Here is a 22605-nt window from a genome sequence, read left to right on the forward strand (position 1 = left end):
CTCACGCAGCGCTGACCTCCCCCGTCACCGTCACCCGTTCGACCAGCTCCTCGTAGGCCCTCCGGTCGAACTCCCCCGCCACCGGCGCCAGCACCGTCGCCGCCGACAGGGCGACCGCGCGGGCCAGCCGGTCCGGCCAGGGGAGCCGTTCGACCAGGCCCGACAGCAGGCCCGCGACCGCGGAGTCGCCGGCGCCGGTCGGGTTGCCGTGGACGCGAGTCGGCGGGGTGGCCCGCCAGCGGCCCTCCGGGGTGACGGCGAGCAGGCCATCGGGGCCCAGAGAAGCGACCACGGACCGGGCGCCGCGACGGCGGACGTCCTGGGTGGCGCGCGACGGCTCGTGGGAGCCGGTCAGCTCGGCCAGTTCGTCGGCGTTCGGCTTCACGAGGTCGGGGCGGGCGGCCACCCCGCGCCGCAGTGCCTCCCCGCTGGTGTCGAGGAGAACGGGGACACCGGCCGCCTTCGCGGTCCGCACCAGTCCCGCGTACGCCCCCACCGGCACCCCCGGCGGCAGGCTGCCGCACAGGGCCACCGCGGACGCCGACGGGACGAGATCCTCGTACGCGTCCTGGAAGGCGGACCACTCGGCCGGGCTGACCGTCGGCCCGGGCTCGTTGAGCTGGGTCGTATCGCCGGTCGCTTCGTCCACGACGGCGATCGTGCGGCGGGTGGCGCCGGCGACCCGCACGAAGGCATCCGTCACGCCCGGCACCGCGGTGAGTGCGTCCTGCACGGCCCGTCCCGTCGCGCCGCCCGTGAAGCCCGTGACCGTCGCCTCGTGGCCGAGGGCCGCCAGGACCCGGGCCACGTTCACACCCTTGCCGCCGGGCCGTTCGGTCAGGTCCGTGACCCGGTGGGAGGCGTGCGGGCGCAGGGACACCACGCGATAGGTGATGTCGAGAGCGGTGTTCAGCGTGACGGTGAGGATCACCTGGCTCGACCTCCCCCGAGGAGACTTGCAGAACGCGCTTGCCGTCTGTCGGTCCGGAGGGCCGATCATGCCAAGCGGACGACGGTCCTCCCAGTTTGACAGGACAACCGCCGCCCCCAACAGACGGACAGATCACCCCAGTTGTGGATCGACCACCCATTCACCCCGGCGCATCACACCCTTCAGCGCGAAGTCGGCGTCCAGGAGGACCAGGTCGGCGTTCTTGCCGGGCTCCAGGGAGCCGACCGTGTCGTCCATGCCGAGCAGGCGGGCCGGATTGGCGCAGAGCGCGGCGACCGCGTCCTCGACGCGCAGTCTGTCGATCGTCACCGCCCGCTTGAACGCGCGGTCCAGGGTGAGGGTGGAGCCCGCGATCGAGCCGCCCTCCACCAGGCGGGCCACGCCGTCGGCGACCTCCACCTCCAGCGGGCCGAGCATGTAGCGCCCGTCGCCGAAGCCGGCCGCGTCCATCGCGTCCGTGATGAACGCCACCCGGTCCGCGCCCGCGTGACGGAACGCGAGCTGGAGGGAGGCCGGGTGCAGGTGCGTCCCGTCGTTGATGAGCTCGACGGTGATCCGCTCGTCCTCCAGCAGGGCGGCGATCGGGCCGGGGGTGCGGTGGCCGAGGGTGGGCATCGCGTTGAAGAGGTGGGTGGCGACCGTGGCGCCCGCCTCGATGGCCTCCACCGTCTGCTCGTACGTCGCGTCCGTGTGCCCGATCGCCGCGATGACGCCGTGTTCGGCCAGCAGGCGTACGGAGTCGAGGCCGCCGGGCAGCTCGGTGGCGAGGGTCACCATCTTCGCCGTGCCCCGCGCCGCGTCGATCAGCTTGCGGACCTCCGCCGGGTCCGGGTCGCGCAGCAGTGCCTCGGCGTGCGCGCCCTTGCGGCACGGCGAGATGAACGGCCCCTCGAAGTGGATCCCGGCGATCTCGCCCTGCTCGGCCAGTTCCGACAGCATTCCGGCCCGCTGGGCCAGGAAGTCCATGTCACCGGTGACCGTGGAGGCGACGAGGGTCGTGGTGCCGTGCAGGCGATGGGTGTGGATGCCCTGGAGGACCTCGTCGACTGTCCCGGAGGTGAAGGAGGCTCCGCCGCCGCCGTGGTTGTGGATGTCGACGAAGCCGGGCACGAGCCAGTGGGCTTTTACGTCGATCAGGTGGGCGTTCTCTGGGGCCGTGCCGGCGATGCGGGTGCCGTCGACGATGACTTGGCCGTCTTCGATGGTTCCGGTCGGCATGACCACGTTGGCGCCGGTGAGGATCGTGGGTGCCTTGCCGGTTGCGGAGTGCGGGTTCGTCGTGGCTGGTCGCGCAGTTCCCCGCGCCCCTGGGGGGGTGGCCATCAGGGGGTTACCTCCGTACGGTCGGTCGATTCGAGGAGGTCCCAGGCCAGCAGCCCGGCACCGAGACAGCCGGCGGTGTCCCCCAGGGCCGCGGGGACGATCGACGGGAGTTTCTGGAAGGTGACCCGCCGCCGTACGGCCTCCCGCAGCGGTGTGAACAGGATGTCCCCCGCCTCGGCGAGCCCGCCACCGATGATGAGGGTGCGCGGGTCCAGCAGGGTGAGCGCGGTGACCAGGCCGTCGGCCAGGGCGTCCACGGCGTCCTGCCACACGCCTGCGGCGTTCGGGTCGCCGGACGCGACGGCCTTCGCGCAGTCGGCCGCGTCCGCCCCGGGATCTCCGGTGGCCGCCGCCCACGCCCCGCTCACCGCCGCCGCCGACGCGTACCGCTCCAGACAGCCGTGCTGCCCGCACGGACACGGGGCCCCTCCGGGCCGTACGACGATGTGGCCGATCTCGCCCGCGAAGCCGTGGGCGCCCGACTCCACCCGGCCGCCGATGCCGATGGCGCCCGCGATGCCGGTGCCGAGGGGGACGAACAGGAAACGGTCGGCCCCCTTGCCCGCGCCGATCCGGCCCTCCGCGAGGCCGCCGGTGCGCACGTCGTGGCCGAGGGCGACGGGGACCCCCAGTACTTCGCCGAGCAGCTCGCGCAGGGGTACGTCACGCCAGCCCAGGTTGGCCGAGTAGGCGGCGATGCCGCGGTCCTCGTCGACGATGCCGGGGACGGCGACGCCGGCGGCGGCCGCGGGCTCGCCGAAGTGCTCGATGCCGTACGCGCGCAGCTCGGCGGCGAAGCCGAGGATGCCCTCGACCACCGCGTCCGGCCCGCGCTCGCGTCCGGTGGCGCGCCGGGCCTGGTGCAGCAGTGCGCCGTTCGCCCCTGCCAGGGCGGCCTTCATCCCGGTGCCGCCCACATCGAGGGCGATGACGTGTCTCACGAGGACAGTTTGACCCGTGGACCCTCAAGAGGTCTAGTCCACTCACGTGGTGTAGACCTTATGGAAGTAATATGTATGACCTTTCGAGGGTTTCGATGATCGACAATGTTGGAGCGATGGCAGTGCAGCGCGGTAGGGCGGGAACGATCGCGGCGGTGTCCGCACTGGGCCTCACGGCGGTCCTGGGCGGCTGCGGCCTCACCGGCGACACCGGCGAGGTGACCCTGAAGCTGGTCGCCGCCGACTACGGCGACAGCACGGCCAACAGCTCCCAGAAGTACTGGGACGCCCTGGTCAAGGAGTACGAGTCGAAGCACGACGGCGTGAAGGTCGACGTGAGCGTCTACTCCTGGAACGACGTCGACCGCAAGGTCAAGGAGCTGGTCGACGCGGGCAAGGCCCCCGACATGGCTCAGATCGGCGCGTACGCCGACTACGCGGCCGCGGACCAGCTCTACAAGGCCGACGACCTGGTCTCCATCCCCGTCCAGGCCGACTGGATCTCCCAGCTGTCCGACGCGGGCGAGGTCAACGGCGTCCAGTACGGCCTGCCGTTCGCCGCCTCCACGCGGCTGCTCTTCTACAACAAGACCCTCTTCACCGAGGCCGGTCTCACCCCGCCGACGACCTGGAACGAGCTCGCCGCGGACGCCGAGGCGCTCAGGGCCCAGGGCGTGAAGTACCCGTACGCGCTGCCCCTCGGGCCGGAGGAGGCGCAGGCCGAGACCATGCAGTGGCTGCTCAGCGGCGACGGCGGTTACACCGACACGCTCGGCACGTACAGCATCGACTCCTCGGAGAACATCGACACCTTCACCTGGCTCAAGGACGAACTCGTCGGCAAGGGCCTGACCGGTCCGGTAGCGCCCGGGAAGCTCGACCGGGCCGCCGCGTTCGCCGCGTTCGCGAACGGGGACGTCGGCATGCTCAACGGGCATCCCTCGCTGATGAAGATGGCCGAGAAGAAGGGCGTGAAGTTCGGCATGGTGCCGATGCCCGGCGAGGAAGGCCAGAACAAGATCTCCATGGGCGTCGCCGACTGGATGACCGCCTTCAAGAAGAACGGGCACGCCGAGCAGATCGGCGACTTCCTCGACTTCGTCTACGACGAGAAGAACGTCCTCGCCTTCTCCCGCGAGTACGACCTGCTCCCGGTCACCAACTCCGCGTCCGAGGTCATGAGCGCGGCCAAGCGGGACGCCGACCTCAAGCCGTTCCTCGCCGAACTGCCGCTGTCCGAGACGTATCCGGTGGGCGAGACGTCCTGGGCGCAGGTCAGCGCGGCCGTGAAGAAGGGCATCGGACAGGCCGTGGCCTCGGGCGGGAGCCCGTCCGCCGTGCTGAGCCGGCTGCAGACGACGGCGGCTCAGGCGCAGAGCGCGCGGTAGTCCAGACCGCGCGGTACTCGGCTGTCAGTGCCGGCGGCTAGCGTGCGGGCATGGACGAGGAGCAGCGACTGGACCGCCGGGAGCGGGAGATCCTCGCGCTGGAACGGCGTGGCTTCAGCGGGCCCGGCGTGAAGGAGCGGGCGATACGGGAGGAGCTGGGGCTGGCGCCGGTGCGGTATTACCAGTTGCTGAACGCACTGCTCGACGACGAGCGGGCGTTGGCCTTCGACCCGGTGACGGTGAACCGCCTGCGGCGGGTACGGGACGCGCGGCGCGCCGAGCGGTAGGGGCGCCGCCTCTTCGCCCCACCGTGTACCAGGGGGCTCCGCCCCCTGGACCCCCGTGCCTGTGCCCACCCACCACCCGACTCGGTCGGGAGAGCAGTGGCCCTTGACCTCCAGTGGGCGAAGGCCGGGGGTCTGGGGGCGGAGCCCCCAGGGCTGCCGCGTGCTCGGGGGCCTGCCTGGATAAGGTCGACGCATGGGCAGCCACACGGAATCCACGGACCCGAACGTCACTGACCCCCTGCCGACGCCGGCCACCCCGGCAGGGCGGGACGGGCTCGACGCCCTGCTCGCTCGACCGGGGCGCGCGGTGATCGCGCTCGACTTCGACGGGACGCTCGCGCCGATCGTCGCGGATCCGGAGCAGGCCCGGGCGCATCCGGAGGCGGTGCGCGTACTGGCCGCGCTCGCTCCGAAGGTCGCCGCCGTCGCCGTCGTCACCGGGCGTCCGGCCGCGGTGGCCGTTCGGCATGGCGGCTTCGCCGGAGTGCCGGGTCTCGAACACCTCGTCGTCCTCGGGCACTACGGCGCCGAACGCTGGGACGCCCGTACCGGAACCGTCAGCGCACCCGCCCCGCACCCCGGTGTCGCCGCCGTCCGCGCCGAGTTGCCGGCGGTGCTCGACGAGGCCGGCGTCCGGGAGGGGGCGTGGATCGAGGAGAAGGGGCGCGCGGTCGCCGTACACACCCGCAGGGCCGCTGATCCGCAGGCCGCCTTCGAGGCCCTGCGCACCCCCCTCACCGAACTGGCCGCGCGCCACGGGCTGATCGTCGAGCCCGGCCGACTCGTCCTCGAACTCCGCCCACCCGGCATGGACAAGGGCGTCGCCCTCCTGGAGTACGTCCGGGAGATCGACGCCACGTCGGTCCTCTACGCCGGCGACGACCTCGGCGACCTCCCCGCCTTCGCCGCCGTCGACGAACTCCGCTCCGACGGCACACCCGGCCTGCTGGTCTGCAGCGGCAGCGACGAGGTCACCGAGCTGAGCGAGCGGGCCGATGTGGTCGTCGACGGCCCGGAAGGGGTCGTAGGAGTGCTGAGGGCGCTTGCGGAGCGGATCGGCAGGTCCTAGCCCAGTCGGCGCAGCGCGTCCAGTTGGTCCAGGAACCAGCGGGTCGGCGGCAGGGCGGTCGCCGCAGCGGAGAGCCTCTTCGTCCGTTCCGCCCGTTCGCCCGCCGGCATGGTCAGGGCCTGGTGCAGCGCGTCCGCCGTGCCGACGACGTCGTACGGGTTGACGGCGATCGCGTCCTCGCCCAGTTCCTCGAAGGCGCCCGCCTCCCGCGACAGCACCAGCACGCACCCCTCGTCGGAGACCAGCGGCACCTCCTTGGCGACGAGGTTCATGCCGTCCCGGATGGGGTTGACGAGGGCCACGTCGGCGAGGCGGTACGCGGCCAGGGAGCGTGCGAAGTCGTCCTTCAGGTGCAGCAGGACCGGGGTCCAGCCCGGCGTGCCGTACTCCGCGTTGATCTCGTCCGCCAGCCGCTGTACCTCCGCCATGTACTCCCGGTACACGGCGAGGTCCTGGCGGGACGGGTAGGCGAACGCCACGTGCACCACCCGCTCGCGCCACTCGGGGTGGTCGTCGAGCAGCTGCCGGTAGGCGAGCAGACCGCGCACGATGTTCTTGGACAGCTCGGTGCGGTCGACGCGGACGATCGCGCGACGGCCTTCGCCGATCTCCGCCCGCAGGGCGACGATCCGCTCCTCGACGTCCGCCTCGTGCGACCGCTCGCGCAGGAAGTCCGCGTCCGCGCCCAGCCCGTGCACGCCGATCCGGGTGTCGCCGAGGCCCCCGGCGAACTCCGTACAGCAGGCCGTGAAGGCGTCCGCCCAGCGGTGGGTGAGGAAGCCGAGCCGGTCCGCGCCGAGCATGCCGCGCAGGATCTGCCCGGCGATGTCGTCCGGCAGCATCCGGAAGTACTCCGGCGGCGCCCACGGCGTATGGGAGAAGTGGCCGATCCGCAGGTCCGGGCGCAGCTCGCGGAGCATGCCCGGGACGAGGGTGAGGTGGTAGTCCTGTACGACGACCGCCGCCCCCTGGGCCGCGTCCTCGGCCAGCGCCTCGGCGAACGCGCGGTTGTACGTCTCGTACGACGCCCACTGCCGTCGGAACTCCGCGTCGAAGACCGGTTCCAGCGGCGTCTGGTACAGCATGTGGTGGACGAACCACAGCACGGAGTTGGCGATGCCGTTGTACGCGGCGGCGTGCACGTCGGCGGGGATGTCGAGCATGCGGACGCCTGGCTCGCCGACCCCGCGCCGTACCGCCTCGCGGTCGCCGTCGCCCAGCGCCGAGCACACCCACAGCGCGTCCGCGTCGGGTCCGATGGCGGACAGCCCCGAGACCAGCCCGCCGCCGCCCCGTTTGGCGTGGAGCGTGCCGTCCGCACCGTCCGGGCGTACCTCGTACGAAACGGGGCCGCGGTTGGACGCGACCAGTACCTCAGCACTCCGAGCACCATGCGTTGCAGCCATACGCCTCAACCTAGCCCGGCCCGGAAACACTCAAACGTTCGGGTGGCTCCGAGGGCCGTACACGGCCCTGTACGGCTCCTGACGGCCCTCGGATGCCGGAAACACGCCCGGTCAGGCGACCTTTCGGTGCGCGTACTCGACGATCTCGACCATCGGCGGCCGCTCCTCGGTGTCCACGGAGTAGGTACGCGGCTCGAAGCCGTCCTCACCCCGTTCGAACTGGGTGAGGGAGGGCCTCACGAGGTGCCCGCGGGCCAGCCGCAGTTGGGCCGTGCGGTAGATCGCGGCGGACATCCGGCCCAGCGCCTGGCCGTCCTGGTGGCGGTGCTTGCGCACACCCACGTCGACCTGGGCCAGCGCGTCGAGGCCGACCAGGTGCAGGGCGTCGATCAGCATGCCCAGCTCCACGCCGTAGCCCACCGGGAAGGGGAGCTGTTCCAGGAGCGAGCGGCGGGCCGCGTACTCGCCGCCGAGCGGCTGGACGAAACCGGCGAGCTGCGGCCAGTGCATGTTCAGCAGCGGGCGGGCCATCAGTTCGGTGACCCGGCCGCCCTGACCGGCCGCGCCGCGCAGCGGGCGGTCGTACATGCCCTTGACGAGGTCGATGCCGGGGTCGGTGAGCAGCGGGCCCACGATCCCGGAGACGAAGTCGGAGGAGAACTCCTTCAGGTCGGCGTCTATGAAGCAGACGATGTCGCCGCTGGTGACCAGGAGCGAGCGCCAGAGCACCTCGCCCTTGCCGGGAGCGGTGGGGATGCGGGGCAGGATGTCGTCGCGATGGACGACCCGGGCCCCCGCGGCGGCGGCCACTTCGGAGGTGCGGTCGGTGGATCCCGAGTCCACCACGACGATCTCGTCGACGAGCGGGACCTGCCGCATGAGGTCGTGACGGATCACGGAGACGATGTCACCGACCGTCTCCTCCTCGTTCAGCGCGGGCAGCACGACACTGACCGTCTGGTTCGTGGCGCGTTTCGCGGCCATGATCTTGTGGAGCGGGCGATCGGTCTTCGACCAGGAGCGAGTGCTCAGCCAACGCTCGACTTCCTTCAGCACAGTGCGCGGCTCCTCTGCGTTCTCTCGGCGAGCGTGTGATCCATGCTCTCTCGCAGACCATGTGATCCATCTCGCGGTTCGGACGGCTGGCTCAACTGTCCTGGCCTTCGGTTACAGTCTTGAACAACGCTGATGACCATCGCATGTCGGGGTCCGCGTTCCGTTTCAACGATCAACAACTACATACCGCTCATCCAGAGGGGCAGAGGGATACGGCCCGATGAAGCCCCGGCAACCCTCCAGTCGGTTCTCGTCACCAGCGAGGCTCCCGACTAGGGAAGGTGCCAAATCCGTCTCACGGCGAAGTGCGTCGTGAGGAAGATGAGGAGAAAGGGCCTCGCCTCCATGGCTGTGCAGACTGATGCAAGCACCACGAACACCGTAGACCTCGGCCCCGCCGCAGCGCTGAGCTGCCGCGAGTGCGGTCACCGCGTGCCCCTCGGCCCGGTCTTCGCCTGCGAGGAGTGTTTCGGCCCGCTCGAGATCGCCTACGACTTCTCCGCATACGACACGGAAGAACTCCGCAAGCAGATCGAGGCGGGACCCGCGAACATCTGGCGCTACGCGCCGCTGCTGCCCGTCCCGGCCGACGTGGCGGACAAGCCGAACATCAACCCCGGCTGGACCAAGCTCGTCCAGGCCGACAACCTCGCCCGCGAGCTGGGTGTCGACGCCGGCAAGCTCTTCGTCAAGGACGACTCCGGCAACCCGACGCACTCCTTCAAGGACCGCGTCGTCGCCCAGGCCATCGAGGCCGCCCGCGCCTTCCACTTCACCACCCTCTCCTGCTCCTCCACGGGCAACCTGGCCGGTGCCGTCGGCGCCGCCGCCGCCCGCGCGGGCTTCCGCTCCTGCGTGTTCATCCCGCACGACCTGGAGCAGGGCAAGGTCGTCATGGCCGCCATCTACGGCGGCGAGCTCGTCGGCATCGAGGGCAACTACGACGACGTGAACCGCTTCTGCTCCGAGCTGATCGGCGACCCGGCCGGCGAGGGCTGGGGCTTCGTCAACGTCAACCTGCGGCCGTACTACGCCGAGGGCTCCAAGACCCTGGCGTACGAGATCTGCGAGCAGCTCGGCTGGCAGCTCCCGGACCAGCTGGTCGTCCCGATCGCCTCCGGCTCGCAGCTCACGAAGATCGACAAGGGTCTGAAGGAGCTGATCGAGCTCGGGCTCGTCGAGGACAAGCCGTACAAGATCTTCGGAGCGCAGGCCGAGGGCTGCTCGCCGGTGTCCGTCGCCTACAAGGCCGGGCACGACGTCGTCCGGCCGCAGAAGCCGAACACCATCGCCAAGTCGCTCGCCATCGGCAACCCGGCCGACGGCCCCTACGTCCTCGACATCGCGCGGCGTACGGGCGGTGCGGTGGAGGACGTGAACGACGAGCAGATCGTGGACGCGATCAAGCTCCTCGCGCGCACGGAGGGCATCTTCGCGGAGACCGCCGGTGGTGTGACCGTGGGCGTGGCGCGGAAGCTGATCGAGAGCGGTCTCCTCGACCCGACGAAGACCACGGTCGTGCTGAACACGGGTGACGGTCTCAAGACGTTGGACGCGGTGGCGGGGACCGGGTTGACCGCGACCATTCGTCCGAACCTGGAGTCGTTCCGCGAGGCTGGTCTCGTCTAGTCCGTCTCCAAGCTGCAGGCCGGTGGGGGCTGGTCGCGCAGCTCCCCGCGCCCCTAGGCCCGTATCCCTGACCGGAGGTCACATCGTGAGCGTTACCGTCCGCATCCCCACCATCCTGCGCACCTACACCGGTGGCAAGGCCGAGGTCGCCGCCGAGGGGGCCACTCTCGCCGAGGTCATCACCGACCTGGAGAAGAACCACACCGGTATCGCCGCGCGAGTCCTGGACGACCAGGGCAAGCTGCGCCGGTTCGTCAACGTGTACGTCAACGACGACGACGTCCGCTTCGAGCAGGGGCTGGAGACCGCCACCCCGGACGGTGCCGGTGTCTCGATCATTCCGGCCGTGGCCGGCGGCTGATTATTACCGTCGGTAACTTCGATTACCGAGCGTTCATCGAATTGCCCCCTCCGTAAGAGAAGCGGAGGGGGCAATTCAATGTGGTTGAGCGCGGTACAGTTGGGGAACACGATGCCGATCTCCGGGTCGGAAGCCCTTCAGTTTCCCCTTGCACCCGATAAGAAGTAGCCAAAGTGTGTGCTTCTTTTGCGGCTTTTGTGCTTTTTGTGGGGCCCGACTTGCCCTGAGTTCGGGTGAATTCTCACTACATTCCGGACCCCGCACGTCCGGAATTCTCGTCCGATTGACCTGTTGCAGAGGGCAGTTGGACAGATACATTCGGCCGCGGTCGACGCGTTCCGGCGCACGCCCCCAACCGTGTGGGGGGTGAGGTCTGACCCGGATCCGCGAAGTGTGGATCTGTGCAAGGGCCAGTAATAGGGGAGTTAGGCATGGCTCAGGGCACCGTCAAGTGGTTCAACGCGGAGAAGGGGTACGGCTTCATCGCGGTCGACGGTGGTGCGGATGTTTTCGTCCACTACAGCGCGATTCAGATGGACGGCTACCGCACCCTGGAGGAAGGTCAGCGAGTCGATTTCGAGATCTCGCAGGGCCAGAAGGGGCCGCAGGCGGACATGGTCCGACTGGCGACCGGCTGAAGCACGCGCCGACTGACAGCGACGTTCTTCTGTTCTTCGGAGGGCTCGTATCCCATGGGGAGTCATGGGTTACGAGCCCTTCGGCATGTCCGGAACAGGTCGGCGCGGGGCGGACCGTTCCCCGGCAGGCGCTTGCACTCGGCAGGGGCGAGTGCTAATCATTGGCGTTAGCACTCTGAAGGTGAGAGTGACAACGAGGACCGGGTCGGTGAGGCCCGCAGGCCATGTGGGGCAAGGAACCACGCGGCAGGCAGGCCGTCCGTCGCGGGCGCCAGCGCGGTCCGGAGAAATCCACCCCCTGTCCGGGAGGACCACTTCACATGGCCAAGATCATCGCGTTCGACGAGGAGGCACGGCGCGGTCTCGAGCGCGGGATGAACCAGCTCGCCGACGCCGTCAAGGTCACCCTTGGCCCCAAGGGCCGCAACGTCGTCCTCGAGAAGAAGTGGGGCGCGCCCACGATCACCAACGATGGTGTTTCCATCGCCAAGGAGATCGAGCTCGAGGACCCGTACGAGAAGATCGGCGCCGAGCTGGTCAAGGAAGTCGCCAAGAAGACGGACGACGTCGCCGGTGACGGAACGACCACGGCGACCGTGCTCGCCCAGGCGCTGGTGCGCGAGGGTCTGCGCAACGTAGCCGCCGGCGCCAACCCGATGGCCCTCAAGCGCGGTATCGAGAAGGCCGTCGAGGCCGTCTCCGGTGCCCTGCTCGAGCAGGCCAAGGATGTCGAGACCAAGGAGCAGATCGCCTCCACGGCCTCCATCTCCGCCGCCGACACCCAGATCGGCGAGCTCATCGCCGAGGCGATGGACAAGGTCGGCAAGGAAGGCGTCATCACCGTCGAGGAGTCCCAGACCTTCGGTCTGGAGCTTGAGCTCACCGAGGGTATGCGCTTCGACAAGGGTTACATCTCGGCGTACTTCGCCACCGACATGGAGCGTATGGAGGCGTCGCTCGACGACCCGTACATCCTGATCGCCAACTCCAAGATCGGCTCCGTCAAGGACCTGCTCCCGCTCCTGGAGAAGGTCATGCAGTCGGGCAAGCCGCTGCTGATCATCGCCGAGGACGTCGAGGGCGAGGCCCTGTCGACCCTGGTCGTCAACAAGATCCGTGGCACCTTCAAGTCCGTCGCCGTCAAGGCCCCGGGCTTCGGTGACCGCCGCAAGGCGATGCTGAACGACATCGCCATCCTCACCGGCGGCGAGGTCATCTCCGAGGAGGTCGGCCTCAAGCTGGAGAACACCTCCATCGACCTCCTGGGCCGTGCCCGCAAGGTCGTCATCACCAAGGACGAGACCACCATCGTCGACGGTGCCGGCTCCTCCGAGCAGGTTCAGGGCCGGGTCAACCAGATCCGCGCCGAGATCGAGAACAGCGACTCCGACTACGACCGCGAGAAGCTCCAGGAGCGCCTGGCGAAGCTCGCGGGCGGCGTGGCCGTCATCAAGGCCGGTGCCGCGACCGAGGTCGAGCTCAAGGAGCGCAAGCACCGCATCGAGGACGCCGTTCGCAACGCGAAGGCGGCCGTCGAGGAGGGCATCGTCGCCGGTGGTGGCGTGGCCCTCATCCAGGCCTCCTCGGTCTTCGAGAAGCTGGACCTCGAGGGTGACGAGCTGACCGGCGCCAACGCCGTGAAGCTGGCCCTGGAGGCCCCGCTCAAGCAGATCGCCGTCAACGGTGGTCTCGAGGGTGGCGTCATCGTCGAGAAGGTGCGCAACCTGCCCGTCGGCCACGGCCTGAACGCCGCGACCGGTGAGTACGTCGACATGATCGCCGAAGGCATCATCGACCCGGCGAAGGTGACGCGCTCTGCCCTGCAGAACGCCGCCTCCATCGCCGCGCTGTTCCTCACCACCGAGGCCGTCATCGCCGACAAGCCGGAGAAGGCGGGCGCTGCCCCGGCCGGCGGCGGCATGCCGGGCGGTGACATGGACTTCTGATCCTTCCGAGGATCGCGAGTTCATCGCTGTACGACGCCGAGGGCGGTACTCCCTGGAGACAGGGGGTGCCGCCCTCGGGCGTGTCCGGGATCACAGCACAGGTGGAATGCGGTGGCCGGTGGGTCGGTTGAAACCTGCGTACCGTATATGCGCATGCACATACCGACTGGTTTCATTGGAGCCCCCACGTGACCGCCACCACCGCCGAGTCCACCTCCCGCGCGGCCCGCATCCTCGCCCGGCCCACCGTGATCAACGGCCTGACCGTCCCGAACCGCATCGTGATGGCGCCCATGACCCGCGCGTTCTCCCCGGGCGGCATCCCCGGCGCGGACGTGGCGTCGTACTACGAGCGCCGCGCCGCCGCGGGGGTCGGCCTGATCGTCACCGAGGGCACCTACGTCGGCCACGAGTCGGCCGGACAGAGCGACGACATCCCGCGCTTCCACGGCGAGGAGCAGCTCGCGGGCTGGGCGAAGGTAGCGGCGGACGTGCACGCGGCGGGCGGCACCATCGTGCCGCAGCTGTGGCACATCGGCATGGTGCGCGAGCAGGGCCAGCCGCCGTACGCCGACGCCCCCGCCGTCGGCCCCTCCGGGCTGCGCATCGGCGCCGACGAGCCCACCGGCAAGGCGATGACCCGGAGCGACCTGGACGACGTCATCGGCGCGTTCGCCGAGGCCGCCGCGGCCGCCGAGCGGATCGGCTTCGACGGCGTGGAGATCCACGGCGCCCACGGCTACCTGGTCGACCAGTTCCTGTGGGCCGGCACCAACCGCCGGACCGACGCCTACGGCGGTGACCCGGTGGCCCGCGCCAGGTTCGCCGAGGAGATCGTGACGGCAGTCCGCGAGACCGTCTCGTCCGACTTCCCCGTGATCTTCCGCTACTCGCAGTGGAAGCAGGAGGCCTACCGCGCCCGCCTCGCCGAGACCCCCGAGGAGCTGGAGGCCGTCCTCGCCCCGCTCGCCGCGGCCGGTGTCGACGCCTTCCACGCCTCCACCCGCCGCTACTGGCTGCCCGAGTTCGACGGCTCGGACCTCAACCTGGCCGGCTGGACCAAGAAGCTCACCGGCAAGCCCGTCATCACCGTCGGCTCGGTCGGCCTCGACGGCGACTTCATCAAGGGCTTCATGGGCGAGGGCTCCCCGGTCCGGGGCCTCGACGACCTGCTCGACCGGCTGGAGGCCGAGGAGTTCGACCTGGTCGCCGTTGGCCGCGCGTTGCTCCAGGACCCGGAGTGGGCGGCGAAGGTGCTCGGCGACCGTTTCGACGAGCTGAAGCCGTACGAGGCGGCGGCGCTGGCGACCCTGTCCTGAGTGCCAGTTCCCCTCTAGTGTCCGAGAGATGCGGATACTTCATCTCTCGGACACCCATCTGGAACGCACCGACGCCCCCAACAAGCAGGGCGTCAACGCCACCGAGTCCCTGCGCCTGATGCTCACCGAACTCCGGTTCCAGCGGGGCGTCGACGCGGTCGTCGTCACCGGGGACCTCGCCAATGACGGGTCCGTGGAGGCGTATACGGCCCTGAAGGATCTGGTGGGGGAGTTCGCGGGGAGTCTCGGTGCGCCGGTGTTCTACACGACCGGCAACCATGACGAGCGGGTGGCCTTCGCCAAGGTGCTGGGCAGTGGGCACCCGGAGCCCGATCTGGTGCTGGAGTCCGCGGCGTCGGAGCGGTCGGCCGTGAGCACGGTTGCCGACGGCTGGCGGGTCGTCACGCTGGACTCGCTCGTGCCGGGCCGCGGCCACGGCCGGCTGAGCCGCGCCCAACTGGACTGGCTGCGGGAGGTGCTGCGGGAGTCCGCGGCCCAGGGCACGATCCTCGCCTTCCACCACCCGCCCATCACCCTGGACGTGGACACGCAGCGTGTCTTCGGCCTGCGCAATCCGGAGGATTTGGCGGCGGTGATCCGGGGCACCGACGTCCGGGTCGTCCTCACCGGCCACTTCCACCTCCAGCTCTCCGGCTTCCTGGCGTCCGTGCCGGTCTGGGTCACCCCCGGCGTGGTCAACCGCATCGACCTGACGGCGGCACCGGGGACGGAGCGGGCTGTACGCGGCGCCTCGGCCTCCCTGGTGGAGCTGGGCGGACCGGCCGGCCCGCTGTTCCACACCTTCCACGCGCGGGACCCGCGGGCGCACGAGACGGTGTGGGAGCTGGGGGAGGAACAGGTGCGATCGATTGTCGAGAATCATGGCCAGGAGCAATGATTCAGCAGACCAACGACCAGCGAGGAGCGCGCCCACGATGACGACAGCCGAGCCGCGAGGTCCCCTGACCGACTCCGCCCCGCCCGTGGTCCCTACCCAAGCCGGCGCGGTGCGCGGGCGACGGGAGGGCGGGCTGACCGTCTTCCGCGGCATCCCGTTCGCCGCCCCGCCGGTCGGGGAGGCGCGCTTCCAGGCGCCCCGCCCGGTCCCGGCGTGGGACGGCATACGCGACACGTACGCCTTCGGCCCGCCGCCCCCGCAGGAGGCGGCGTTCCTGGGCCGCGGCGACGCACAGGCCGTGCCCCCGGGTGACGACTGGCTGACGGTCAACGTGTGGACGCCCGACCCGGACCCGGCCGCCCACCGCCCGGTCATGGTGTGGATCTACGGCGGCGCCTACAAGCTCGGTCACGCCGGCAGCCCCGGCTACGACGCCCGGCACATCGCGCACGACGGCGACGTCGTGGTCGTCTCCCTGAACTACCGCGTCGGCATCGAGGGTTTCGCCCACATCGAGGGCGCCCCCGCCAACCGCGGCCTGCTCGACCAGGTCGCCGCGCTCCAGTGGGTACGGGACAACATCACGGCGTTCGGCGGCGACCCCGGCCAGGTGACCGTCTTCGGCGAGTCAGCCGGCGCGGGATCAGTGGCGGCCCTGCTGGCCATGCCGAGCGCGTCCGGCCTGTTCCGGCGGGCCATCGCCCAGAGCGTGCCGGGCACCTACTTCTCCGACGCGCTGGCCCGCGACATCGCGACCGCGATCGCGGCGGAGGCGGGGCTGCGGCCCACGGTGGCCGACCTGTCCACGGTCGGCCCGCGCGAACTGCCCTCCGCGGGTGAGGCACTGGGCGCGAAGATGCTCCAGTACGTCGGCAGGTGGGGCCAGGCCGCTCCCACCATGACCCCCTTCTCCCCGGTCGTCGACGGCGAGGTGCTGCCGGTCACGCCCTGGCAGGCGCTGGCCGCCGGGGCGGGCCGGGACGTGGAGCTGGTCGTCGGGCACAACCGGGACGAGTTCCGGCTGTTCCTGGCGATGGGCGGGCAGCTGGGGACGATCACGGAGGAGCAGGCGCGGAGGGCGTTGCGGTTGTTCGCGCCGGGTGCCGCCGGCGAGGCGGGGTACCGCGCGGCCTTCCCGGACGCCTCACCGGGTGAGCTGTTCGAACGCGTCCAGACCGACTGGCTGTTCGCCATGCCCAGCCATCACCTGGCCGAGGCGCAGGCCACGGGCGGCGGCCGCGCCCACCTCTACGAACTGACCTGGCCGGCGCCGGGCAACGGTGGCGCCCTGGGCGCCTGCCACGCGCTGGACATCCCGCTGCTCTTCGGCACGTTCACCGCCGATGTCGGCCTCATGCTGTTCCCCGGCGGCGAGGTCCCGCCGGAGGCCGAGGCGCTGTCGGCCCGCTTCCGGGCGTCCTGGACGGCGTTCGCGAGGACCGGCGACCCGGGCTGGCCGGCGTACGGCACCCGGGAGCGGCTGGTGCAGGTGCTGGACGCGGAGCCGCAGGTGCGGGCGTATCCGGAGGAGGCGTCGAGGCGTATCTGGGAGGGGTACGAGTTCGCGCCGATGCCGCTGCTGGCGTGAGCGTGTCCTACAGATTCCCGAGCGGCTCGATGTCGACGCGCACCGGGGTGCCCCACACGCGCAGCACCTCGTAGTCGGTGAACTCGTGCACGAGCCGGTAGGCCATGGCCGCCCGGGGCCCGCGCCGCTGGGCGGCGAGATAGAGCTCGGCCTCGTGCCGGTCCCGGCGCGGGGTCCCGCACAGCTGCCACGCCTGTCCGTTCCACAGCTCCGGCAGCCAGCGCTGCTGGGGCTGCGGCCGGTCCTCGCGCACGCCGTACCGGGAGGGCGTGGGGTCGCTCGGGTGCGGTTGCGCGGAGGGCCCGTTGTACTCGGAGCGGCGGGCCGCGCGGCGCCGGGTCTCGCAGAGCAGGCAGAGATCGTGGGCGTTCTCGTCGACGGGCCCGTTGGGGTGCTCGGGGCATCGCGTGGAGGGCACGGCCCCGGTGACGCTGTCCGCCAGCAGGTCCAGGGCGCGCTTGAGGTCCGCCTTGACCTCGTGCAGCCGGGTGTCGGGGGTGTCGCCGGTGAGGGCCTCGCCGTGCTCTCCGAGGAGACGCAGGGCGCGGCCCAGCGCGGTGAGCTGGGCGTGGTTCATGGGGTGCGGCTCCGGTTCTCGCGGGTGCCTCGGGCTGGACGCTGCATCAGCTGCCCTTCATGGCGTGGTGTTCCCAGACGGACCGTATGCGTCATGAAGCAGATGGGCGCGGCCGCGGGCTTCCACCAGCGGATACGTCTGATGGGAAAACTGTACATACCTGTCGTCATACCGGTGTCTTTCCCCGTCGCTGCGACATGGCGGCGCGAATCCCTGCCGCGTGGGCGTGGATCGTGGAAGCGGGGACCACAGCGGCTGGACGGCTCGAGGCGCGTTCACCCCGGCACGCGCCGCAGACACCGCCCGGCAGGGCCTCCGGGCGGCCCGGGGTGCCGCACTTGGCGCACTCCAGGACGCGTAGCGGCGGGCGCGGGGCCGGTGCGGGCCCGGGCGGGAGCTTCGTGGTCAGGCGCCTGCGGATGAGGGCGGCCGGGTGGTGGACCGGGGTGGGCAGGCCGGCGGTCAGGGCCTGGAGTACGGCCTCGTCGGTGGCACCCCGCGCGAACCACTCCGTGAGCAGCGGGGCGAGGGTAGCGCAGTCGGCCTGAGAGAGGGAGAGAGCGGGGTTCGTACGCCCCAGGGCGGCGAGCAGGATGTGGGCCCGGGACCGGGTCTGGCGGGGCGGGTCCGTCGACGGCTGCTCCGGTACGTCACCCCGCGTGAACGCCGTCCACCAGTCATCGTCGCGTGCGGTTCGGGAGAACCACGATCGGGTGACCCAACGAGAGCCCCCGTCGGACGCCGCCAGGTGCTCGCGGCCGCGGCGCAGGTGCCCTGCCTCCTGGAGGCGGTTGAGGGCCGTGCGGAGCGCGCACTGTCCGTACGGCAGCACCTTGGCCAGCGTCTTCACGGAAATGTCGGCGCCGTCGGAGAGGCGGTCGAGGTACGCGGCGATAGCGGCTTCGCGGGGCGGGAGATGGGCGAAGTCGGTCGCGGTGCGGGGGCGTTGGTCGGGTGCGGAGCGTTTTCCGTAACCCGGACCGGCCATCGGGTGGGAGAGGGCCTGCGCGGGCAGGGAGGCAGCACTAAGCTGGGCATCAGCCATGGGGATCGAACTGTTCCTTCGATCTCGTAGGTCAAGCCCCCGCAGGTGTTGCTAGCACCTGGCGGGGGCTGTTCTGTCTCGTTATCCGGGCACGCTAGACGATCGTCACTCTGCGTGGCAATCCGAACGCGTCGAGTCAAAACGCGGGGTGGGAGGGCGGGTTGAGGCCCTCCACCCATTCCTTGCAAAGAGGGCTCGGAGCTGAGGGCTTGAGCCTCGGGACCTTTCAGCCCATGCTCTTGGCGCCGTCCAGGGACTCGCGGATGATGTCGGCGTGGCCCGCGTGCTGGGCGGTTTCGGCGGCGATGTGCAGCAGCACCCTGCGGGCCGACCACCGAGCCCCGGGCTTGTTCCAGGGGGCCTTGGGCAGCGGGTGGGTGGCGTTCAGGTCGGGCAGGGTCGTGACGAGTTCGTCGGTCCGGCGGGCCGTCTCGTCGTAGTCGGCCAGCACACCGGCCAGCGTCTCGCCGGGCAGCATCCGGAACTCGTCGGCCCGCCGGGCGAAGTCGGCCTCGGTCATGGCTGTGAAGTCGGGCATCGCTGTCGGGCCGTTGAGGATGAAGTCCGCCCAGTTCCGTTCCACCGACGTGACGTGTTTGATCAGGCCGCCCAGGCACAGCTCGCTGACGGTGGTCCGCTGCCCGGCCTGTTCGTCGGTGAGGTCGCGGGCGGTGAAGCGCAGGAAGCGCCGGCTGTGGGCCAGGGCTTCCAGCAGATCGGCGCGCTCGTCGGTGGTGATGGCGTGTGTGGTGTCGGTCATGGGGCCACGCTAGGAGGCATCGAGGTCAGATCCTGACCTCTATGACCGCCTCGACGAATGCCGCCCAGGTCTGCGCCCGGAACACGAGCTTCGGGCCGTGGGGCTGCTTGGAGTCGCGGACGGGGACGAGGGCGGGGTGGCCGTCGGCTACTTCGAGGCAGTCATTGCCGCCACCGCCGCTGTAGCTCGACTTGCGCCAGATGGTCGTACTCAGGTCGTGCTCAGGGAAGTTCCTCATGGGCGTCATCCTGCGCCAACGTCTCGATCAGGGCCAAGGACTTCTCCGGCGAGAGTGCGGAGGCCGTGAGGAGTTCGAAGGTGAATCTCAGTTGGGCGACAGTGGCGGGGTCGTCCTCCAGCCGTCCGGTGCCCGGCCCTTCGAAGTAGGCCAGCGGAGGGGCGTCTTCGAAGTCCATCAGCTTCAGCGAGCCGTCCATCGACTTGTGCGCGCCCGCGCTGAACGGCAATACCTGCAGGATGACACGGCTCCGGCGGGCCAGGTCCGCGACGTGGTGCAGGGCCTCCGCCATCACCACTCGGCCACCGGTCTCCCGGCGCAGTGCCGCCTCGTCAAGTACCGCCCACAACAGAGGCTTTGTTGGATCGCCGAGTAGACGGGTCCGCTCCATCCGGCCGTCCACCCACTCGTCGATGGTCTCCTCCGGCGCCGTCGGAGCGAATGCGCGGTTCACGGCCCACGCGTACGGGGCTGTCTGGAGCAGTCCAGGGATCAGCATCGGCGCGTAGTGCCGGATCGCCGTGGCAATCGCCTCCGCCTCCGCCGCCTCGGCGAAGTGCTCGGGATAGCGGGACTTGGCCGCCGCCCCACAGTTCCGCTGAAAGAAGTCCCCCGTGCCCAGCGCCTCGTCCAGCAGTCGCGCGTACTCCGGCTGCATTCGCCGCGTCCCCGCCTCCATCTGGCCGATGAACGTGCCGCTGACGAACAGCCGGTTCCCCAGGTCCTCCTGGCTGAGCCCCGCCTTCTCGCGCGCGTGACGCAACTCGGCGCCCAGCAGCGCCCGCGGTGACGACGACGGGTCGAGGTCCTTCGGTCCAGGCATGGCGACTCCCGGTCAAGCAGCAGAGGTTGTTGGGCCGTCCCGTATAGCCAGGTTAGGGGCGTGGCGGACACGCTGTGTTGCGAATGACTAACTCAGCGTGGAGGTAGGTAGATGACCGTGCGGTCGACCGAAGAAGTGGTGACGTCCCTGAAGGAGGCCCTCGTGGGCGTCGGCGTCGTGTTGCCCTCCCTGCGTGTCGATCCGGTGACCGGCGCGAGCGACGAGCCCTTCGCCCTGGTCGAGCTAGGGCGGTGCAATGTCCGTACCGCCGAGAAGCTCGCCTCCGTCCTGCGCGGGGAGCGGCCGGCGATCGGTACGCATGTCGTGGACGTACGGGACGGGCGGCTCGGGGAGGTGATGGGGCACGTCGGTGGGCGGGTGCAGTTGAGGCCGGTCGCCGGTGGGTGTGAGTGGGACTGTCCGCCGGAGTCGACGGGGCCCGCGCCGCAGGAGGAGGTGCTGCGGGCGCGGGTCCGCAGAGTCAACAAGGAGGGGCGGCTGCCCTGTTGAGGCGGTCGTGCTGGTCCCGGGTCAGTCGAATGTCCGCGGCCGCCACGTTCTCCTCCAGGTGCCCCGGGCTCGCCGTCCCCGGAATCGGCACCATCACCGGCGAGTGCGCGAGCAGCCACGCCAGGGCGACCTGTGTCGGGGTCGCCCCCAGTTCGGACGCCACCGCCGCGATCTCGGGCTCCTTGTCCGCCGCCCCGGGCGCCAGCGGTCGCCACGGCAGGAACGCGATGTCCGCCGCCTCGCACGCCTTGAGGACCGGCTCGTGTTCGCGGTCGAGCAGGTTGTAGCGGTTCTGGACGCTCGCGATGTCGACGATCGAGCGGGCCTCGGCCAGTTCCGCGACCGTCACCTCGGACAGGCCGATCCGGCCGATCTTGCCTTCGGAGCGGAGGTCGCCCAGCGCTCCCAGCTGGTCGGCGAGCGGGGTGTCCGGGTCGATGCGGTGGAGTTGGAGGAGTTCGATGCGGTCGGTGCGCAGGCGGCGCAGGGCTTCGTCCACCTGGGTGCGCAGGGAGGCCGGGCGGGCGTCGTAGGCCCATGCGTCGGGGGCCGGCCGGACGACGCCGACCTTGGTGGTGACGAGGAGGCCGGCGGGGTAGGGGTGCAGCGCCTCGGCGACCAGTTCCTCGTTGGCTCCCCAGCCGTACAGGTGGGCCGTGTCGATGAGGGTCACGCCCAGTTCGACCACCCGCCGGAGCAGCGCGACGGACGCGGCGCGGGCGTCCGCCGGTTCGGTCGGCAGTCGCATCGCGCCGAATCCGAGCCGGCGTACTTCCAGATCCCCGCCGATACGGAACGTGGTCGTGGGCTTCATTCCGGTTCCTCCCCCTGGCCGAACACCCACGCTAACAAGCCTCGTTGGCGTATCAGCGGGCCGCCGCCAGCGCGACGCGCAGGTGGCCGTGGGAGTCCGCCAGGAGGCGGGCGGCCGTCGGGCCGTCGACGTCGGCGAGGAGGGTCAGGATGGCGTTCTTCACCTCGCCGTCGGTGGCGGCGAGGGCCCGCTCGATCTCGTCGTCCCGTGCGCCGGTGGCGAGGGCGACGATCCGGCGGGAGCGGGCGCGCAGCTTCTCGTTCGAGGCGCGTACGTCGACCATGAGGTTCCCGTACGTCTTGCCCAGGCGGATCATCGTGATCGTCGACAGCATGTTGAGGACGAGCTTCTGGGCCGTGCCCGCCTTCAGGCGGGTGGAGCCGGTGAGCAGCTCGGGGCCGACCACGATCTCGATGCCGTGGTCGGCGGCGGCCGCGAGCGCGCTGCCCGCGTTGCAGGCCAGGCCGATGGTCAACGCGCCCTGCTGCCGGGCGTGTTCCACCGCGCCGATGGCGTACGGGGTACGGCCGGAGGCGGAGATGCCGACCACCGTGTCGGCGGCGGTCAGCGCGAGGGCGTCGAGGTCGGCGCGGGCCAGCTCCGCCGAGTCCTCGGCCCCTTCGACTGAGGTGACCATGGCCTCCCGGCCGCCCGCGATCAGCCCGACGACCTGCTCCGGCTGGGTGTTGAAGGTCGGCGGGCACTCGGACGCGTCCAGCACCCCGAGCCGTCCGGCGGTACCGGCGCCCGCGTAGACCAGCCGCCCGCCCCGCCCCATCCGCTCGGCCACGGCGTCGATCGCGGCGGCGATCTGAGGCAGCCGCCGCGCCACCGCGTCCGGCACGGAGGCGTCCTCGCCGTTCATGAGACGGGCGATGTCGAGGGTGGGCAGCCGGTCGATGTCGGCGAGCTCGGGGCGGAAGGCCTCGGTGGTGAGGGATTCCAACTGGGCCTGGAGGTCTCCGGGGCCGGAGGTGGAGGTCATGGGGTGACGGCTCTTTTCCACTGCTCTTTTCCACTTCGTTCTGACGGTCGGC

23 protein-coding genes and 1 riboswitch are annotated in these 22605 nt (G+C 70.6%); of the genes, 11 read left to right on the plus strand and 12 right to left on the minus strand.

Annotated features, from left to right (window positions below; translation table 11 throughout):
• Position 1: 1 nt before the first annotated feature.
• From ACWBNA_RS21560 to ACWBNA_RS21570, 3 genes are all read right to left on the minus strand, one after another.
• A complete protein-coding gene (locus ACWBNA_RS21560; protein WP_482706077.1) occupies positions 2-931 on the minus strand; it encodes a 1-phosphofructokinase family hexose kinase in 930 nt (309 codons plus the stop codon).
• A 132-nt stretch (positions 932-1063) separates the two neighbouring features.
• Positions 1064-2275, minus strand: a complete 1212-nt coding sequence (nagA, locus tag ACWBNA_RS21565) for an N-acetylglucosamine-6-phosphate deacetylase (RefSeq protein WP_482706078.1) — start codon at positions 2273-2275, stop codon at positions 1064-1066.
• Positions 2275-3216 carry an ROK family protein gene (locus ACWBNA_RS21570; protein WP_482706079.1) on the minus strand — a complete coding sequence of 314 codons (942 nt, stop codon included), beginning with the start codon at positions 3214-3216 and terminating at the stop codon, positions 2275-2277. Before ACWBNA_RS21570 ends, nagA begins: the two co-directional genes overlap by 1 nt.
• A gap of 116 nt (positions 3217-3332) precedes the next feature.
• Here ACWBNA_RS21570 and ACWBNA_RS21575 point away from each other — a divergent pair, with 116 nt between their 5' ends.
• The 3 genes from ACWBNA_RS21575 (at position 3333) to otsB (ending at position 5960) form a co-directional block, all read left to right on the plus strand.
• Positions 3333-4604, plus strand: coding sequence for an ABC transporter substrate-binding protein (locus ACWBNA_RS21575; RefSeq protein ID WP_482706080.1), 1272 nt, complete (start codon positions 3333-3335; stop codon positions 4602-4604).
• 50 nt (positions 4605-4654) lie between these two features.
• Positions 4655-4891: a DUF3263 domain-containing protein gene (locus ACWBNA_RS21580; RefSeq protein ID WP_383870605.1), complete on the plus strand. Its 237-nt coding sequence runs from the start codon at positions 4655-4657 to the stop codon at positions 4889-4891.
• Between the two features lie 193 nt (positions 4892-5084).
• Complete coding sequence (gene otsB / locus ACWBNA_RS21585; protein ID WP_482706081.1) at positions 5085-5960, plus strand: trehalose-phosphatase; 876 nt, start codon at positions 5085-5087, stop codon at positions 5958-5960.
• Here otsB and ACWBNA_RS21590 read toward each other — a convergent pair.
• Together ACWBNA_RS21590 and ACWBNA_RS21595 are read right to left on the minus strand one after the other, a co-directional pair.
• Positions 5957-7366 (minus strand): alpha,alpha-trehalose-phosphate synthase (UDP-forming), encoded by a 1410-nt coding sequence (locus ACWBNA_RS21590; RefSeq protein ID WP_482706082.1) that lies wholly within the window; start codon positions 7364-7366, stop codon positions 5957-5959. The two genes, otsB and ACWBNA_RS21590, sit on opposite strands and share 4 nt — an antisense overlap.
• A gap of 111 nt (positions 7367-7477) precedes the next feature.
• The gene (locus ACWBNA_RS21595; protein WP_482706083.1) at positions 7478-8422 is read right to left on the minus strand and encodes a glucosyl-3-phosphoglycerate synthase; all 945 of its coding nucleotides are present in this window, start codon (positions 8420-8422) and stop codon (positions 7478-7480) included.
• Positions 8423-8609: 187 nt separating this feature from the next.
• Positions 8610-8750, plus strand: a riboswitch (SAM riboswitch).
• Between the two features lie 17 nt (positions 8751-8767).
• Between ACWBNA_RS21595 and thrC the strand changes: the two genes are divergently transcribed.
• The 7 genes from thrC (at position 8768) to ACWBNA_RS21630 (ending at position 16801) form a co-directional block, all read left to right on the plus strand.
• A complete protein-coding gene (gene thrC, locus ACWBNA_RS21600; RefSeq protein ID WP_482706084.1) occupies positions 8768-10051 on the plus strand; it encodes a threonine synthase in 1284 nt (427 codons plus the stop codon).
• Positions 10052-10136: 85 nt separating this feature from the next.
• The gene (locus ACWBNA_RS21605) at positions 10137-10412 is read left to right on the plus strand and encodes a MoaD/ThiS family protein (RefSeq protein WP_053749951.1); all 276 of its coding nucleotides are present in this window, start codon (positions 10137-10139) and stop codon (positions 10410-10412) included.
• A gap of 431 nt (positions 10413-10843) precedes the next feature.
• Positions 10844-11050 (plus strand): cold-shock protein, encoded by a 207-nt coding sequence (locus ACWBNA_RS21610; protein ID WP_007493268.1) that lies wholly within the window; start codon positions 10844-10846, stop codon positions 11048-11050.
• A gap of 320 nt (positions 11051-11370) precedes the next feature.
• Positions 11371-12996: a chaperonin GroEL gene (gene groL / locus ACWBNA_RS21615; protein ID WP_053749950.1), complete on the plus strand. Its 1626-nt coding sequence runs from the start codon at positions 11371-11373 to the stop codon at positions 12994-12996.
• Between the two features lie 188 nt (positions 12997-13184).
• On the plus strand, positions 13185-14315 hold the full coding sequence (locus ACWBNA_RS21620; RefSeq protein ID WP_482706085.1) for an NADH:flavin oxidoreductase: 1131 nt from the start codon (positions 13185-13187) through the stop codon (positions 14313-14315).
• Positions 14316-14343: 28 nt separating this feature from the next.
• Positions 14344-15213, plus strand: coding sequence for a metallophosphoesterase family protein (locus ACWBNA_RS21625; protein ID WP_482706086.1), 870 nt, complete (start codon positions 14344-14346; stop codon positions 15211-15213).
• 37 nt (positions 15214-15250) lie between these two features.
• On the plus strand, positions 15251-16801 hold the full coding sequence (locus ACWBNA_RS21630) for a carboxylesterase/lipase family protein (RefSeq protein WP_482706087.1): 1551 nt from the start codon (positions 15251-15253) through the stop codon (positions 16799-16801).
• 7 nt (positions 16802-16808) lie between these two features.
• On the opposite strand, the gene ACWBNA_RS21635 is transcribed toward ACWBNA_RS21630, so the two are convergent.
• The 5 genes from ACWBNA_RS21635 to ACWBNA_RS21655 all read right to left on the minus strand — a co-directional run bounded on the left by ACWBNA_RS21635 (position 16809) and on the right by ACWBNA_RS21655 (position 20244).
• On the minus strand, positions 16809-17378 hold the full coding sequence (locus ACWBNA_RS21635; protein ID WP_482706088.1) for a hypothetical protein: 570 nt from the start codon (positions 17376-17378) through the stop codon (positions 16809-16811).
• Between the two features lie 166 nt (positions 17379-17544).
• Entirely contained in the window at positions 17545-18423 is an 879-nt protein-coding gene (locus tag ACWBNA_RS21640; protein ID WP_482706089.1) for a hypothetical protein, read from the minus strand.
• Between the two features lie 226 nt (positions 18424-18649).
• Positions 18650-19183, minus strand: coding sequence for a DinB family protein (locus ACWBNA_RS21645; RefSeq protein ID WP_482706090.1), 534 nt, complete (start codon positions 19181-19183; stop codon positions 18650-18652).
• A 25-nt stretch (positions 19184-19208) separates the two neighbouring features.
• Positions 19209-19421, minus strand: a complete 213-nt coding sequence (locus ACWBNA_RS21650; RefSeq protein ID WP_482706091.1) for a DUF397 domain-containing protein — start codon at positions 19419-19421, stop codon at positions 19209-19211.
• Positions 19405-20244 (minus strand): helix-turn-helix domain-containing protein, encoded by an 840-nt coding sequence (locus ACWBNA_RS21655; protein WP_482706092.1) that lies wholly within the window; start codon positions 20242-20244, stop codon positions 19405-19407. Before ACWBNA_RS21655 ends, ACWBNA_RS21650 begins: the two co-directional genes overlap by 17 nt.
• 117 nt (positions 20245-20361) lie before the next feature.
• Here ACWBNA_RS21655 and ACWBNA_RS21660 point away from each other — a divergent pair, with 117 nt between their 5' ends.
• Positions 20362-20754, plus strand: coding sequence for a hypothetical protein (locus ACWBNA_RS21660; protein ID WP_482706223.1), 393 nt, complete (start codon positions 20362-20364; stop codon positions 20752-20754).
• Here the strand turns inward: ACWBNA_RS21660 and ACWBNA_RS21665 are convergent.
• Together ACWBNA_RS21665 and murQ are read right to left on the minus strand one after the other, a co-directional pair.
• A complete protein-coding gene (locus ACWBNA_RS21665; RefSeq protein ID WP_482706093.1) occupies positions 20726-21568 on the minus strand; it encodes an aldo/keto reductase in 843 nt (280 codons plus the stop codon). The genes ACWBNA_RS21660 and ACWBNA_RS21665 overlap by 29 nt on opposite strands.
• A gap of 52 nt (positions 21569-21620) precedes the next feature.
• Positions 21621-22553: an N-acetylmuramic acid 6-phosphate etherase gene (murQ, locus tag ACWBNA_RS21670; RefSeq protein ID WP_482706094.1), complete on the minus strand. Its 933-nt coding sequence runs from the start codon at positions 22551-22553 to the stop codon at positions 21621-21623.
• Positions 22554-22605: the final 52 nt, after the last annotated feature.

Source organism: Streptomyces sp. Q2 (genome assembly GCF_056820935.1).